We start from the raw sequence: 14,426 nt of genomic DNA on the forward strand, positions 1-14,426 counted from the left end.
TCAGGTTTTGTCCTTGTTCAGGCGGTTGGCGACCCACGTCAGCACCAGCACGAAGGCGAAATAGGAGATCACCAGCGCGCTGTTGAAGTGGCCACTGCTGTTGCGCATGTTATTCAGGTACACCTGCAAGGTCTCATAGCGGGTGCCGACCAGCAGGTTGGCGAACACGAATTCGCCGAACAGGAACGAGAACGACAGCAGCAGCGCCACCAGCAGGCCTTTGCGCAGGTTCGGCAGCACCACCAGCAGGGCGGCCTGCCAGGTGCTGGCGCCGAGCAGTTGGGCGGCGTCCATCAGGTCGCGCAGGTTGATTGCCTGCAGGTTGTTGGTGATTGCCCGGTACATGAACGGCAAGGCGATGGTGAAGTAGCAGCCGATCAGGATCCACGGCGTGCCGACCATCGCCAGTGGGCCGCTGCCATACAGCTGCAGCAGGCCCACCGACGACACCACCGGCGGTACCGCAAAGGGCAGCAGGATAAGGATGTTCATCAGTGCGTCGAGTTTCGGGAAGTGGTAGTGCACCACGAACAACAGCGGCAGGATCAGCACCACCGACAGCAGCAGCGCGCCCACGCACACCAGCAGCGACTGGCCGAACGCGGCCAGGAAGCGTGGCTCGCTCCACAGCGCGACGTACCACTTGAAGGTCAGGCCGCTGGGCAGCAGGCTTGCCGACCAGCTGGTGGCCAACGAGTAGAGCAGGGTGCCGGCCAGCGGTAGCAGCAGGATCAGGAACAGCAGGTACACCACCAGCCGATGGTAGAGCCCGGCGGAGGTTTTTTCAGCGCGCATGGTAGCTCCTCTTGAGCAGCCATTGATGAACCACCGTCACCAGCGTCATCAGCCCCACCAGCACCATCGCCAGGGCGCTGGCCAGGTTCGGATCGAGGCTGATATCACCAGCCACCAGGCCGGCGATGCGGATCGGCAGGACGTTGAAGTTGCCGGTGGTCAGGGCGTACACGGTGGCGTAGGCACCGAGGGCGTTGGCCAGCAGGATGACGAAGGTGCCGAGCAGCGCCGGGGTCAGTACCGGCAGGCCGATATGCCGCCAGAACTGCCAGTGGCTGGCACCGAGCAGCGCGGCCGACTCGCGCCAGTCTTCGCGCAGGGCGTCGAAGGCGGGGTAGAGCAGCAGCACGCCAAGCGGGATCTGGAAATAGGTGTAGACCAGGATCAGCCCGCTCTTGGAGTAGATGCTGAAGTCCTCCAGCAGGCCGATCCGTTTCAGCAGCAGGGTCAGCGCGCCGTTGAAGCCGAGCAGGATGATGAAGGCGAAGGCCAGCGGCACCCCGGCGAAGTTGCTGGTCATGTTGGCGAAGGCGCTGACGAAGTCGCGCAGCTTCGAGTCGACCTGGCGCAGCGAATAGGCGCCAAGGGTGGCGATGACGATACCGAACAGGCTCGACCAGAAGCTGATCTCCAGGCTGCGCTGCAGCGCCTGCAGGTAGAACTTCGAGGCGAACACCTTGCTGAAGTTGTCCATGCCCCAGCCTGCTTCCGATTGCAGGCTGTTGATCGCCACCCAGGCCAGCGGGGCGATCTGGAAGATCACGAAGAACACGGCGAACGGCAGCAGGCAGAGCAGGGCCAGGTAGCGGCCACGGTTCACTTGAGCAACTCCCGGCAGACCGACTTGTCGTGCGCCGCCCCGAGCAGCTCGCAGATGGTCCCGCACAGTTCGGTCTGCAGCGGTTTGGCGGCCGGGTCGAGGCTGAAGGCGTCGCCGAACACGAACAGCGGTACTTCACGCTCTTCGGCCAGCAGGCCGTTGTGCGAGCGGTCGTTGTTCATGCCATGGTCGGCGGTGACCAGTACCTGGTAGCCCTCTTCCAGCCACAGCGGCAGGTAGTCGGACAACAGGATATCGGCGCTGCGCGCGGCATTACGGTACTGGCTGCTGTCCAGGCCATGGCGGTGGCCGACGTCGTCGATGCTCATCGGATGCACCAGTAGGAAATTCGGCGCATGGCGGCGGCGCAGGTATTCGCCGTCGGCGAGCAGGTGTGAGTCGGGATAGCGATCGTCCCAGTAGAACAGGCCGTGCTGGATCGGCAGCTTCGGCGCGTGGGTGTGGCGGTCGCGCTGGGGGTCGAAGGGCGAGCGGTTGTACAGCTCGCTCATCCAGTGATAGGCCGCCGCGGCAGTCCCCAGGTTGGCTTCGCGGGCGTAGTGGAACACGCTGCGCTGGTTGGACAGGCGGTTGACGTTGTTGTGCACGATGCCGCTGTCGATCGGTGCCACGCCGGTGAGAATGCACTCGTACAGCGGCCGTGACAGCGACGGCAATTCGCATTCCATACGGTACAGCGCGGCGCGGTCGGCCTCGACGTAGGCGTGCAGGTGGCCCATGGCATGGTGCGCGACCTGGTAGTTGAGGCCGTCGAGCAGGACCAGGATGACGTTGTGTTGCATGATTGCTCCAGTTTTGAACCGCATTGGCGTCTTCGCGGGTAAACCCGCTCCCACAGGGATCGCACATGCCTAGAAGATCTGCTGCTCCTGTGGGCGCGAGTTTGTCGGGGCGTCGAACCGCCGCGAAAGGGCCTGTTCAGGCACTACAAAAGCTAGCCCTTCATTCCATCTCGATGATCACTTGCTCCTGCCACATCTGCGGCAGCTTCTTCGAAGTCGCTTCCCACACCTCGGCATTCTTGATCGGCTGCGCGGCCTTGTATTGCTCGTTGGGCAGCAGCTTGGCCTGCACATCCTCCGGCAGTTTCAGGTGCTCGGCACGGATCGGCCGCGCATGGCCCTTGGCCAGGTTGATCTGCCCGGCGTCGCTGAAGATGTACTCACGCGCCAGCTTGGCCGCGTTCGGGTGCTTGGCGTACTTGTTGATGATGGTGGTGTAGCCGGAGATCACCGTACCGTCCGATGGGATCAGCACTTCGAAACGCTTGGGGTCGATCTGCTCGCGGTAGCTCAGGCCGTTGAAGTCCCAGACCACGCCAACCTCGACCTCGCCCTTCTCGATGGTCTGGATGGTCGGGTTGGCCAGCGACAGGCGCTTCTGCTGGGCCAGCTTGGTAAACAACTGCAGGCCCGGGGCCAGGTTGCTTTCATCGCCCTTGTAGGCGATGGCCGCGGCCAGCACGCCGTTGGCAGCCTGGGCGGCGGTGCTGACGTCACCGATGGCGACCTTGTACTTGCCTTTTTCCAGGTCGTGCCAAGTGGTCGGGCGATCGCCTTCCTTGACCGAGTCCTTGTTGATGATGAAGGCGATGGTGCCGGTATAGGCCAGCGCCCAATGGCCGTCCTTGTCCTTGGCCCACTCCGGCACCTGGTCCCAGGTGCTTGGCTTGTAGGGTTGGGTCACGCCCTTGCTGGCGGCGATCGGGCCGAAGGCGGCACCGACGTCGCCGATGTCGGCGCTGGCGTTGTCCTTCTCGGCTTCGAACTTGGCGATTTCCTGGGCCGAACTCATGTCCGTGTCGCTGTGCTTGAGGCCGTACTTGCTGGCCAGGTCTTCCCAGGTGCCCTTCCAGTTGGCCCAGGCATCCGGCATGCCCACGCTGTTGACGTTGCCTTCCTTGCGGGCGGCGTCTTCCAGGGCCTTGAGGTCGGGGCCTGCGGCCATCGCCGAGGTGCACAGGGTAATGGCCGAACCGAGCAGTGACGCCATGAACAACTTTTTCATCCGAAGCTCCTTGGGTGGGTGCCTTTAGCGATCGTTGTTATGAGTGAAGCGGTTTTTGCTGACCGTTGGTCTAGGTCAGCAAAGCTTGAGCCAAGGTAGGCCGCTTGCATGACAGTTTGATGTAGGGCAAAGCCTGTTCCAGGCCTTGACGCTACAGCGTAGACCACCCGATGGCCCCGGATATGCTGGCTTGGCGCGTTTCTGGCAGTACCCGGCCGAGGCCTTTGTCACAGGATGTTCATCAGCCCTGCCTAGGCTTGCACTATTCTCCAGAGGCCTCGTTATGGGGCTGGACTAGTCCAGATAGGTAACCTTTTGATGCAGTCGACGCCCCCGCGCGCGGTAACAGCCATCTGCCATGCCCTGCAGGAGCAGATCGAGCACGGCCTGCTGGCACCGGGCGGCAAGCTGCCGGCCGAACGCAAGCTCAGCGAGGTGTTCGCCACCACGCGCATCACCCTGCGCGAGGCGCTGGCGCAGCTGGAAGCCCAGGGCCTGATCTACCGCGAAGAACGGCGCGGCTGGTTCGTCGCGCCGCAACGCCTGACCTACGACCTGATCGAGCGTAGCCACTTTCATGCGATGGTGCGGGACCAGGGGCGGGAGGCCAGCACCGAGCTGCTCTCGGCGCGTCTGCAGCCGGCTTCGGCGGCGATCTGCGCGCGCCTGCAACTGCCGGCGCTGTCCAGCGTGGTGCGAATATGCCGGTTGCGGCGCATCGATGGGCGGGCGGTGCTGTATGCCGAGCATTACCTGAACCCGAGGTATTTTCCCGGGATCCTCGAGCAGGACCTGGCGCAGTCGCTGACCGAGATCTACGGGCGGGTCTACGGCATCCGCTACGGGCAGGTGTGCTTCGAGATCCTGCCGACCGCCTTGCCGGTGGAAGCGGCTGCTGCCCTCAAGGTCTCTACGGGAAGCCCCGGGTTGCATATCACCCGGGTCAACAGCGACCAGCATGGGCACCTGATCGACTGTGACCTTGAATATTGGCGCCACGATGCCATTCGCATCCGCGCCCAGGCGGGGTAGGGCCTCAGCTGGAGGCGCCTGACCCGGTCACGCCGCCACCACCCGCCGTCACCACCTGCACCGACAGACGCGGCGTGGCCAGGTCCAGCCCGGCCTCATCGAGCTGGCGCTTGAGCGCCAGGTTGAACGCCCGCGACACTTCCCACTGCTTGATCGGCGCGGTCTTGAAGCGTGCCCGCAGGATCGCCGAGCCTGACTCGAAACTCTCCACCCCCTGCAGCTCCAGCGGCGACCAGATATTGCGGCGCATCAGCGGGTCGTTGCGCAGTTTCTGCCCCACTTCGCGGATCAGCGTGATGGCCTGGTCGATGTTCATGCTGTGCGGGATGGCGACACGGAAGATCGCGTAGCCGAACTCACGGGAGTAGTTCTTGATGCTCTTGATCTCGCTGAACGGGATGGTGTGCACGATGCCGTCGATGTCGCGCAGGCGTACGGTACGGATGGTCAGGCCCTCGACCGTGCCCAGGTGGCCGCCGACATCGACGTAGTCGTCGATCGCCAGTGAGTCTTCGATGATGATGAACAGGCCGGTGATCAGGTCGGCCACCAGCGACTGCGCGCCGAAACCGATCGCCAGGCCGATCACACCCGCACCGGCCAGCAGCGGCGTGACGTTCATGCCCATGTTGGCCAGGGCGACGATCACCGCAATGATGAAGATCACCACGAACATCACGTTGCGGATCAGCGGCATCATGGTCTGCGCACGGGCGTTGGCCAGGCCCCGGCGCGAACGGACCAGGGCATGGTGTACGGCGGTGTCGGCAAGGATCCATACCAGCCAGGCGACGATCAGCGTACCGGCCAGGCCCAGCAGCCGTACGCTCACTTCATGGCCTTCGCCTTCGGCGAAGCCGATCATCGACAGGCCCCACACGCGCAGCCCCAGTTCGATGAACACCAGCCAGATGAACAGGTGCACCAGCAGGTAGCCGAAGTTGCGCAGGCGCTCGGCATACACCGCCTGACGCTTGCTGGCCCGTTTGGGGTTGGCGGCGTGGCGACGCACCAGGCCGTTGAGCACCATGCACACCACCACCAGCACGGTGCACATCAATGACTGGCGCAGGGCAGTGCTGGTGTCACCGGCGGAAATGAAGGTGGCGAACAGCGAAATGGCCACCAGGATCAGTGCCGGCACGAACCAGAAGCTGCCGAGGATCTCGATGGTGTCGCTCAGGGTGCGTCGGGTCAGGCGCCGGGCCAGGGGCTGGTTGCGGATCAGGTGGGCGATCGGCCGGCGGAAGCGCAGGATGAACAGGCCGGACGACAGCGCCGCGATGACATTGGCCAGGGTCGCCAGCGCGTGGGCCAGGTGGGTACCGAGTGCGACCAGCATGCGCGGGTCGCTCATGGCCTCGCCAAAGGCGGCGAAGCTGCCGATCAGCCACAGCGGGCGGAAGGCCTGGTGGCGCAGGATGTGCAGGGCGCGGTGGCGATGGGGGCCGTCGAGCAGCGAGAAGGCAATCACGCAGATGGCCGAGAAGCACGTGCCGACCACCAGCGCATAGGCCAGCACCATCGCCAGCGATTTGCCCAGTGACGGCGGCAGGGCAAAGCTCAGGTACACGGTGAAGATCAGGGCCACCAGCCACGGGCCCAGCTTGCGCAGGGCGAAGCGCACCAGGTCCCAGGTACGGGGGTGTTGCGGCAGCTCTTCGGTCAGGCCGAAACGCACCCGCACGCGGTGGCCGACCCAGTTGAAGGCATAGGCCAGCAGGCTCCACACTGCAATGACCGCGGCAAAGCCGAACAGGATGGCCGGCCATTGATGCACCGGCACGATCAGTTCGGCCAGTTCGGCCTGGGCCTGTTCGATTTCCTGCGACCAGCGATAGAACGGGCTGGAGTCACCGCTGAACTGCTTTTCGAAGTCGTTCAGCGCGCCGCCGATCAGGCCCAGGACCCCCTGTTCGACGGTGGGTTGCGATTGCTTGGTGGCGTCGCGCAGTTTCTTCAGGTCGGCCAGCAGCTTGGCGCGTTGCTGGTCGTTTTCGAGATTCTTGATCACCTCGTCCAGCGATTTGCCCAGTGGCTCGGTGGCTTCGGGCTGGGCGGGGGCGCTGGACCCCAGCAGGCTGGGCAAGCCCGCCGCCTGGACCGGGGACATGAAGATGAACAGCAGCAGGGCTAGGCAACGCAGGAAGGCTGGCACCGGAAAATCTACCTCAGGTCAAACGATTGACCGAGTGTAGAGGTTTATGTCGGCAGTTTCTCCAGGATCGTCCAGCAAGTGAGGCCAAAGATGCCCAGGGTGCCGATCCACATCATCAGCACGCCGATATTGCGCTCGCGCATGCTGAAACCGATGGTCAGCAGCATCAGGAACAGGAACACCGGCACGAACAGGGAGAGGAAGGGGGACATGGGCAGCGGTCCTTCTGCTTTGGGGGCCATACAACAAGCATAGCGGGTTGGGCAGACCGGGGATTGATTCTGGACAGTTGTTTTCAGGCCCGGCCTTTTCGCGGGCCCCCTCCTACAGGGGGCGCACAGGATTTGAACCTTGTCGAGGCCCTGTAGGAGCGGGTTTACCCGCGATGAGGCCAGGCCTGCCTACATCAGGCTCAAGGCAGTTCGCGGCTGCGGTAGAACGCCGACAGTACCTTCACCAGATGCGCCAGGTCATGGCTGCCACACAGCTCGCGGATCGAGTGCATGGCAAAGGTCGGCAAACCGATATCCACCGTGCGCACCCCAAGATGGCTGGCGGCGATCGGCCCGATGGTCGAACCACAGCCCATGTCGCTGCGCACCACGAAGCTCTGCACCGGCACTTCCTCGGCCATGCACAGGTGCCGGAAGAACCCGGCGGTTTCGCTGTTGGTGGCGTAGCGCTGGTTGTTGTTGACCTTGATCACCGGCCCGGCGTTGAGCTTGGGCCCGTGGTTGCCGTCGTGCTTGTCGGCATAGTTGGGGTGCACGCCGTGGGCGTTGTCGGCCGAGACCATCAGCGAGCGCTGGATGGTGCGCACATAGGCATCGCCGTCCGGCAGCAGGCGCTGCAGGGTCTGTTCGAGCATCGGGCCATCGGCGCCACAGGCCGAGCAGCTGCCGACTTCTTCATGGTCGTTGCACACCAGCACGCAGGTTTCATCGCTGTCGGCGCCGAGCAGCGCCTGAAGGCCGGCATAGCACGACAGCAGGTTGTCCAGGCGTGCGCCAGCGATGAAGTCGCCATTGAGGCCGATCAGCGCGGCGTCCTGAGTGTCGTAGAAGCTCAGTTCGTAATCCAGCACCACGTCGGCGTTGAGGTCGTGCTCGCGGGCCAGCTGTTCGGTGAGCACGGCGCGGAAGTCGATGCGCTCGTCACCGGCCACCTGGGCGAGAATCGGCGGCAGTTCATTCTGCGGATTGATCTGCCAGCCTTCGTTGGCGGTGCGGTTCAGGTGGATCGCCAGGTTGGGGATGATCGCGATCGGCAGCTTGAAGTCGATCAGCTGGCTTTCCACCTTGCCGTCACGGCGGAAGGTGACGCGCCCGGCCAGCGACAGGTCGCGGTCGAACCACGGCGCCAGCAGCGCGCCGCCGTACACTTCCACGCCCAGCTGCAGGAAGCCCTGGCGCTGCAACTCAGGCTGCGGCTTGACCCGCAGGCAAGGGCTGTCGGTGTGCGCGCCGACCATGCGGATGCCGTTGTGCAGCGGCGACTGCTTGCCCAGCTTGATCGCGATGATCGAGGAGTCATTGCGGGTTACGTAGTAACGGCCACCGGGCACCGTAGCCCAGCTGTCACGCTCGTCCAGGCGCTGGTAGCCGGCCGCCTCCAGGCGCTGGGCCAGGCTGGCGGTGGCATGGAAGGGCGTCGGGGAGGCCTTGAGGAATTCGATCAGGCCGGTATTCAGTGCTTCGCGCATAACTCACTCCAGACAGCAGTGGCGCGAGTTTAGCGCAGTTACCTTCAGAAGGGGGCGGGGCACTCGAACTTCAATCGCTCACCGCTGACCGGATGGGTGAAGCTCAACATCGAGGCATGCAGGCACAGCCGTTCATGGGCCGCCAGCGCCTCGGGGTTGGCATACAGGCGGTCGCCCAGCAGCGGATGGCCGATCGACAGCATGTGCACGCGCAGCTGGTGCGAGCGCCCGGTGATCGGCGTCAGCTCGACCCGGCAGTGATCCCCGCACCGCTCGACGATGCGCCAGAACGTCAGTGCATGTTTGCCCTGTTCATGGTCCACCACATGCCGTGGCTTGGTTGGCGGGTCGTAGCGCAGGGGCAGGTCGATGCTGCCGCTGTCCAGCGCGGGCTGGCCCCAGCACAACGCGGTGTAGGCCTTTTCGGTTTCGCGGTCATGGAACTGGCGCGACAACTCGCGGTGGCTGTCGGCATCGCGGGCCAGCAGGATGATGCCAGAGGTTTCCCAGTCCAGGCGGTGCACGATCAGCGCGTCCGGGTAGCCGTTTTCCTGCAGGCGGGTGATCAGGCAGTCCTTGTTATCCTCGGCGCGGCCGGGGACCGACAGCAGGAGGGTCGGTTTGTTGATCACCAGGATGGCGGCGTCTTCATGGAGGATCTGGATGTTCGACAGCGGCATTGCGGGTTCTCTGTGAAAATGACAAAAACCACTGGGGCTGCAATGCAGCCCCAGTGGTTTTTGCCTGTGCCGGACGCGTATGGATCAGCGATCAGGCAAGGTGATGTTCAGCTCCAGAATCGAGCAGCTGCCCTGGTTTTCCAGCTCGATGTGCACATCATCGTTGCCGATGTTCACATATTTGCGGATCACTTCCAGCAGTTCTTTCTGCAGCGCCGGCAGGTAGTCCGGTTCGCTGCGCTGGCCGCGCTCATGCGCCACGATGATCTGTAGACGCTCTTTCGCTACCGACGCGCTGGTCTGTTTCTGTCTGCCACGAAAGAAGTCAAAAAGGTTCATGGTTTATTTGCCTCCAAACAGGCGCGCGAAGAATCCTTGCTTCGGCACTTCGACGAAACGCAGGGGTTTCTCTTTGCCCAGGAGGCGGTCGACGGTGTCGCTGTATGCCTGGCCGGCATCGCTCTGGTCGTCGAGGATGACCGGGATACCCTGGTTGGAGGCCTTGAGCACGGCCTGCGACTCGGGGATCACACCCTTGAGCTTGATCGCCAGGATCTCTTCGACGTCGGCGATGCTGAGCATTTCGCCCTTTTCCACGCGCTCGGGGTGGTAACGGGTGATCAGCAGGTGTTCCTTGATCGGCTCTTCGCCGTTCTCGGAGCGGCGCGACTTGCTCGACAGGATGCCCAGCATGCGGTCCGAGTCACGCACCGAGGACACTTCAGGGTTGGTCACGACAATGGCTTCGTCGGCGAAGTACATCGCCAGGTGCGCGCCTTTCTCGATACCGGCCGGGGAGTCGCAGATGACGTAATCGAACTGTTCTTTCAGCTCCATCAGCACCTTTTCCACGCCTTCCTGGGTCAGCGCGTCCTTGTCGCGGGTCTGGCTGGCGGCCAGCACGAACAGGTTCTCCAGGCGCTTGTCCTTTATCAGGGCCTGCTGCAGGTTGGCTTCGCCGTTGACCACGTTGACGAAGTCGTACACCACGCGGCGCTCGCAGCCCATGATCAGGTCGAGGTTACGCAGGCCCACGTCGAAGTCGACGATGACAGTCTTGTGGCCGCGCAGTGCGAGGCCGGTGCCGATGGCGGCGCTGGTGGTGGTCTTGCCCACACCCCCCTTGCCGGAAGTAACGACGAGAATCTTGGCCAAGGTGTTTCACCCCTAAATAAGTCGGGACAGGTGTCCCAGCAATATGCAAATAAACGGCAACAGATGAAAAAGTTGCTCTAAAAATGACGGCAAGTATCCGTTAAAGACGGGTGATGTTCAACACGTCACCGGACAGGCTGACTTGCACGCCAGCGCCCCACAGCGGGTCGCGGCGCAGGTCTTCGCACACTTTGTACTGGCCGGCGATCGAGACCATTTCAGCGGTCATCTGCTGGCAGAAGATACGCGCCTTGGTATTGCCTTTGATCCCTGCCAGGGCGCGGCCGCGCATGGCGCCGTACACATGGATGTTGCCATCGGCGAGAAGTTCCGCACCCGGGCTGACCGAGGCGGTGACCACCAGGTCGCCACCCTGGGCATAGATCTGCTGGCCGCCGCGCACGGGGGCGGTGATGATGCGGGTCGGGCGCACCTCTGGCACAAGCGCAGGCTCTGGTGCCGGGGCAGGCGCAGGCTCGGCCTTCTTGACCTCGGGTTCGGGCTCCAGCGGCCGCTCACGGGCGCCGGACGGCGGCAGTACCGGCAGGTCGATGGCGATCGCCGCCGCGATGTCCTCGATGCGGTTGGCGCGGATCGCCAGGGTACGCAGGCCATGATGGCGGCAGATACGCATCAGCCCGGGCAGGTCGATTGCCCCTTCGTTGGCGGGCAGCTTGTCCAGCGCCAGCACCAGCGGCGTGTTGCTGAAGAAATTCGGTGCCTGGGCCACTTTCGCCGCCAGCTGGCGGTCGAGGGCTTCCAGGTCGTTGCGCCCCAGTTCCAGCACAGTGATGGCGAGCATGCTGCCCTTGAGCTGGAACACGGAGGCGGTGTCGGGTGTGGGGTTTGGGCTCATGGTCTGCATAGACGGCTTGTTGCGAAAAAAGTGCCCTGACTTATAACGATAAGACCGGTTGGCCGCAACCGGTGCCGATCCGATGTAGAATGCTCGGCCTTTGTCTTGCCGGAAGCTTCAATGGAACGCCCGCGTTTTCGACCCTATTTCCTCCACCCGCGATTCTGGGGCCTGTGGCTGGGCCTGGGCCTGCTGTGGCTGGTGGTGCAGTTGCCCTACCGTGCCCTGCTATGGCTCGGCGCTGCCCTGGGCGCGCTGATGTATCGCGTGGCCGGCGAGCGCCGGCGCATTGCCGCGCGCAACCTCGAGCTGTGCTTCCCGGAGCTGTCCGGCGACGAACGGCGGCGCCTGCTCAAGGCCAACTTCGCCTCGACCGGTATCGCCTTCTTCGAAATGGCCATGAGCTGGTGGTGGCCCAAGGCCCGCCTGGCACGCCTGGCCCACATCGAAGGCCTCGAGCACCTGCAGGCAGCGCAGCAGGCCGGGCAGGGCGCGATTCTGATGGCGGTACACTTCACCACCCTGGAAATCGGCGCCGCGCTGCTCGGCCAGGCCCACACCATCGACGGCATGTACCGCGAGCACGGCAACCCGCTGTTCGACTTCATCCAGCGCAGTGGCCGTGAGCGACACAACCTCGATTCGCTGGCCGTTGAACGTGATGACGTGCGGGGCATGCTCAAGCTGCTGCGCTCGGGCCGGGCGATCTGGTACGCACCGGACCAGGACTACGGCACCAAGCAGAGCATCTTCGTGCCGTTGTTCGGTATCCCGGCAGCCACGGTCACCGCGACCACCAAGTTTGCCCGCCTGGGCAAGGCCCAGGTGATTCCGTTCACCCAGAAGCGCCTGGAAGATGGCAGCGGCTACCGTCTGGTGATCCACCCGCCGTTGGCAGACTTCCCCGGCGAGAGCGAAGAAGCCGATTGCCTGCGTATCAACCAGTGGGTCGAGGGGGTGCTGCGCGAATGCCCCGAGCAGTACCTGTGGGCGCATCGGCGCTTCAAGTCGCGGCCCGAGGGTGCACCGCGGCTTTACGACAAGAAAAAACGCTAGGCCTTTTGTTGCCTATGCCGCCCCTTTCGCGGGTAAACCCGCGAAGAGGCCGGGCCTGAAAACAGCTGATCCAGGAAGGAATCCATGGCGCCATCCCCGGTAACCGGTCTGATCCTCTCTGGCGGTGGCGCCCGCGCCGCCTATCAGGTCGGCGTCCTCGCCGGTATCGCCGAACTGCTGCCGCCCGGTGCGCACAATCCGTTCCCGGTCATCGTCGGCACCTCGGCCGGCGCCATCAACGCCGTCACCCTGGCCAGTGGTGCCAGCCGTTTCAACGACACCGTACAGCGCCTCACCGCCTTCTGGCAGAACTTCCGCAGCCACCTGGTGATCCGCAGCGACTGGCCCGGTGTGGTGCGCCAGGCCAGCCGTTTCGTCGGCCACAGCCTGTTGGGCCTGGGCGGGCAGGTGCCGGTCGCCCTGCTCGACAGCAGCCCCCTGCGAGGCCTGTTGCAATCGCACCTGGACCTGGATGGCATCGGCCATTCCATCGCCGCCGAGCAGTTGCGGGCGGTCGCCGTAACCGCCTTTGGTTACGAAAGCGGCCAGGCGGTGACCTTCTACCAGGGGCGCGGCACCATCGATGCCTGGCTGCGCCACCGCCGCATCGGCGTACCTACGCCGTTGACCATCGATCACTTGCTGGCCAGCGCGGCGATCCCGCTGCTGTTCGCCCCGGTGCGCCTGGGCGACGAGTACTACGGTGACGGCGCGGTGCGCCAGTCGGCACCGATCAGCCCGGCCCTGCACCTGGGCGCCAGCCGGGTGCTGGTGGTCGGGGTCAGCGGCAACCCGCAGCGCCCGGCGGCGCCGTTGCCGACCCAGCGCGTGTTCAGCGGCCAGCAGCCGAGCCTGGCGCAGATTGGCGCGCACATGCTCAACAGCACGTTCATCGACAGCCTGGAGGACGATATCGAGCTGTTGCAGCGGCTCAACCACCTCAGCCGGCTGCTGCCGGCGCACCTGGATGCGCGGCGCCTGGGGCTGGCGCCGATCGAGGTGCTGGTGGTAGCGCCCAGCCAACCGCTGGACGAGATTGCGGCGCGGCACCGGCGCGAGTTGCCGGCGGCGTTGCGCCTGTTCCTGCGCGGTCCGGGGGCGACCCGGACCAGCGGAGCAGGGGTGTTGAGCTATCTGCTGTTCGAGGCCAGTTATTGCAGCGAACTGATCGAACTGGGGCGGCGCGATGCCCTGGCCAAGAAGCGCGAACTGTGCCAGTTCCTGGGGATTTGATGTCGCCGGTACTGGCCTCTCGCAGCTAAAGCCTACAGGGATTACCTCAGGCCTGAGACCAGCACGGTACCTGCAGGAGCGGCTTCAGCCGCGAACAGGCCGGGCCTGCTTACTCGGCTATCTGCAGCTTGCGCGCCTGGGTGTACACATAACGCACCTTCTCATACTCGAACGGCGAGTTGAGCTGCCCATAACGGAATTTGGTGGTGTAGCGCTTGTCCACCACGCGCAAGGCAAAGATCTCCGGGTGATGCTCGCTGGCTTCGGCCACGTTCAGGTAATTGACCGCCTGCTCGCCGGCATAGTCCACCACCAGTCCGGTCGTGTCGCGCAGGTTTGACGGGCCGAGCACCGGCAGCATCAGGTACGGCCCCTCCGGCACGCCATAGAACCCCAGGGTCTGGCCAAAGTCCTCGCTCTGGCGCGGCAGGCCCATGCTGGTGGCCGGGTCCCACAAGCCGCCCACGCCGATGATGGTGTTGAACATCAGCCGCGCGGTGATCTCCGCCGAGCGTTTGGCCTTGAGCTGCAGCACGCTGTTGAACAGGTTCGGTATGTCACCCAGGTTGTTGAAGAAGTTGCTCACCCCAGTGCGCACGAAGCTGGGCGTGACGTACTGGTAACCGCTGACCAGCGGCAGCAGCACCCATTGGTCAAGGCGGTAGTTGAAGTGGTAGATGCGCCGGTTCACCGACTCCAGCGGGTCGTACACGTTCAGCGCTTCCAGGGTCGAGCGCTCGAATTCGCGCTGGTCCAGCCCTGGGTTGAATTTCAATTCGCGCAGCGGGTCGATGAAACCGTCGGCCTCTGGTGTCAGCGGCGCCTGGGTGACTTGCGGGTCGGCTTCGACCACGCTGGCCCGTGGTGCGGTTTCGGCTGCCAGGGCATTGCCGGCGGCGACGAGCAGCGCG

General features: G+C 64.2%; 15 protein-coding genes. 3 read left to right on the forward strand and 12 right to left on the reverse strand.

Going from position 1 to position 14,426, the window contains the following annotated elements:
- The 4 genes from HU738_RS00600 to HU738_RS00615 form a co-directional block, all read right to left on the reverse strand.
- Positions 1-795 (reverse strand): ABC transporter permease, encoded by a 795-nt coding sequence (locus HU738_RS00600; RefSeq protein WP_054886425.1) that lies wholly within the window; start codon positions 793-795, stop codon positions 1-3.
- Positions 785-1,615, reverse strand: coding sequence for an ABC transporter permease (locus tag HU738_RS00605; RefSeq protein ID WP_186602091.1), 831 nt, complete (start codon positions 1,613-1,615; stop codon positions 785-787). Before HU738_RS00605 ends, HU738_RS00600 begins: the two co-directional genes overlap by 11 nt.
- Positions 1,612-2,418, reverse strand: a complete 807-nt coding sequence (locus HU738_RS00610; RefSeq protein ID WP_054886423.1) for an alkaline phosphatase family protein — start codon at positions 2,416-2,418, stop codon at positions 1,612-1,614. Before HU738_RS00610 ends, HU738_RS00605 begins: the two co-directional genes overlap by 4 nt.
- Before the next feature lie 160 nt (positions 2,419-2,578).
- Entirely contained in the window at positions 2,579-3,643 is a 1,065-nt protein-coding gene (locus HU738_RS00615) for an ABC transporter substrate-binding protein (protein WP_186602089.1), read from the reverse strand.
- 318 nt (positions 3,644-3,961) lie between these two features.
- Here HU738_RS00615 and HU738_RS00620 point away from each other — a divergent pair, with 318 nt between their 5' ends.
- Positions 3,962-4,675, forward strand: coding sequence for a UTRA domain-containing protein (locus HU738_RS00620; protein WP_186602087.1), 714 nt, complete (start codon positions 3,962-3,964; stop codon positions 4,673-4,675).
- 4 nt (positions 4,676-4,679) lie between these two features.
- Here HU738_RS00620 and HU738_RS00625 read toward each other — a convergent pair whose 3' ends face one another.
- From HU738_RS00625 to minC, 7 genes are all read right to left on the reverse strand, one after another.
- Positions 4,680-6,833, reverse strand: a complete 2,154-nt coding sequence (locus HU738_RS00625) for a mechanosensitive ion channel family protein (protein ID WP_186602085.1) — start codon at positions 6,831-6,833, stop codon at positions 4,680-4,682.
- 44 nt (positions 6,834-6,877) lie between these two features.
- Positions 6,878-7,045: a hypothetical protein gene (locus tag HU738_RS00630; protein ID WP_165837385.1), complete on the reverse strand. Its 168-nt coding sequence runs from the start codon at positions 7,043-7,045 to the stop codon at positions 6,878-6,880.
- Between the two features lie 200 nt (positions 7,046-7,245).
- Positions 7,246-8,535 carry a M18 family aminopeptidase gene (locus HU738_RS00635; RefSeq protein WP_176507177.1) on the reverse strand — a complete coding sequence of 430 codons (1,290 nt, stop codon included), beginning with the start codon at positions 8,533-8,535 and terminating at the stop codon, positions 7,246-7,248.
- Positions 8,536-8,579: 44 nt separating this feature from the next.
- Positions 8,580-9,215, reverse strand: a complete 636-nt coding sequence (locus HU738_RS00640; RefSeq protein ID WP_019472567.1) for an RluA family pseudouridine synthase — start codon at positions 9,213-9,215, stop codon at positions 8,580-8,582.
- 84 nt (positions 9,216-9,299) lie between these two features.
- Positions 9,300-9,554: a cell division topological specificity factor MinE gene (gene minE, locus HU738_RS00645; protein ID WP_003252572.1), complete on the reverse strand. Its 255-nt coding sequence runs from the start codon at positions 9,552-9,554 to the stop codon at positions 9,300-9,302.
- Positions 9,555-9,557: 3 nt separating this feature from the next.
- Positions 9,558-10,370 carry a septum site-determining protein MinD gene (minD, locus tag HU738_RS00650; RefSeq protein ID WP_054886417.1) on the reverse strand — a complete coding sequence of 271 codons (813 nt, stop codon included), beginning with the start codon at positions 10,368-10,370 and terminating at the stop codon, positions 9,558-9,560.
- A gap of 100 nt (positions 10,371-10,470) precedes the next feature.
- On the reverse strand, positions 10,471-11,235 hold the full coding sequence (minC, locus tag HU738_RS00655) for a septum site-determining protein MinC (RefSeq protein WP_176507176.1): 765 nt from the start codon (positions 11,233-11,235) through the stop codon (positions 10,471-10,473).
- 111 nt (positions 11,236-11,346) lie between these two features.
- Between minC and HU738_RS00660 the strand changes: the two genes are divergently transcribed.
- Together HU738_RS00660 and HU738_RS00665 are read left to right on the forward strand one after the other, a co-directional pair.
- On the forward strand, positions 11,347-12,282 hold the full coding sequence (locus tag HU738_RS00660; RefSeq protein WP_176507175.1) for a lipid A biosynthesis lauroyl acyltransferase: 936 nt from the start codon (positions 11,347-11,349) through the stop codon (positions 12,280-12,282).
- An 84-nt stretch (positions 12,283-12,366) separates the two neighbouring features.
- Positions 12,367-13,515 carry a patatin-like phospholipase family protein gene (locus HU738_RS00665; protein WP_176507174.1) on the forward strand — a complete coding sequence of 383 codons (1,149 nt, stop codon included), beginning with the start codon at positions 12,367-12,369 and terminating at the stop codon, positions 13,513-13,515.
- Positions 13,516-13,624: 109 nt separating this feature from the next.
- On the opposite strand, the gene HU738_RS00670 is transcribed toward HU738_RS00665, so the two are convergent.
- Complete coding sequence (locus tag HU738_RS00670; protein WP_371870300.1) at positions 13,625-14,368, reverse strand: MlaA family lipoprotein; 744 nt, start codon at positions 14,366-14,368, stop codon at positions 13,625-13,627.
- Positions 14,369-14,426 lie beyond the last annotated feature (58 nt).

It is taken from the genome of Pseudomonas vlassakiae, assembly GCF_014269035.2.
GTDB classification, from domain to species: domain Bacteria; phylum Pseudomonadota; class Gammaproteobacteria; order Pseudomonadales; family Pseudomonadaceae; genus Aquipseudomonas; species Aquipseudomonas vlassakiae.

What these genes read in the sequence shown, in the direction of transcription:
- HU738_RS00630 (WP_165837385.1), bottom strand. Translation starts at nt 7,045, where the DNA reads ATGTCCCCCTTCCTCTCCCTGTTCGTGCCGGTGTTCCTGTTCCTGATG.
- HU738_RS00615 (WP_186602089.1), bottom strand. Translation starts at nt 3,643, where the DNA reads ATGAAAAAGTTGTTCATGGCGTCACTGCTCGGTTCGGCCATTACCCTG.
- HU738_RS00620 (WP_186602087.1), top strand. Translation starts at nt 3,962, where the DNA reads ATGCAGTCGACGCCCCCGCGCGCGGTAACAGCCATCTGCCATGCCCTG.
- HU738_RS00660 (WP_176507175.1), top strand. Translation starts at nt 11,347, where the DNA reads ATGGAACGCCCGCGTTTTCGACCCTATTTCCTCCACCCGCGATTCTGG.
- minE (WP_003252572.1), bottom strand. Translation starts at nt 9,554, where the DNA reads ATGAACCTTTTTGACTTCTTTCGTGGCAGACAGAAACAGACCAGCGCG.
- HU738_RS00665 (WP_176507174.1), top strand. Translation starts at nt 12,367, where the DNA reads ATGGCGCCATCCCCGGTAACCGGTCTGATCCTCTCTGGCGGTGGCGCC.
- HU738_RS00600 (WP_054886425.1), bottom strand. Translation starts at nt 795, where the DNA reads ATGCGCGCTGAAAAAACCTCCGCCGGGCTCTACCATCGGCTGGTGGTG.
- HU738_RS00610 (WP_054886423.1), bottom strand. Translation starts at nt 2,418, where the DNA reads ATGCAACACAACGTCATCCTGGTCCTGCTCGACGGCCTCAACTACCAG.
- HU738_RS00635 (WP_176507177.1), bottom strand. Translation starts at nt 8,535, where the DNA reads ATGCGCGAAGCACTGAATACCGGCCTGATCGAATTCCTCAAGGCCTCC.
- minC (WP_176507176.1), bottom strand. Translation starts at nt 11,235, where the DNA reads ATGCAGACCATGAGCCCAAACCCCACACCCGACACCGCCTCCGTGTTC.
- HU738_RS00640 (WP_019472567.1), bottom strand. Translation starts at nt 9,215, where the DNA reads ATGCCGCTGTCGAACATCCAGATCCTCCATGAAGACGCCGCCATCCTG.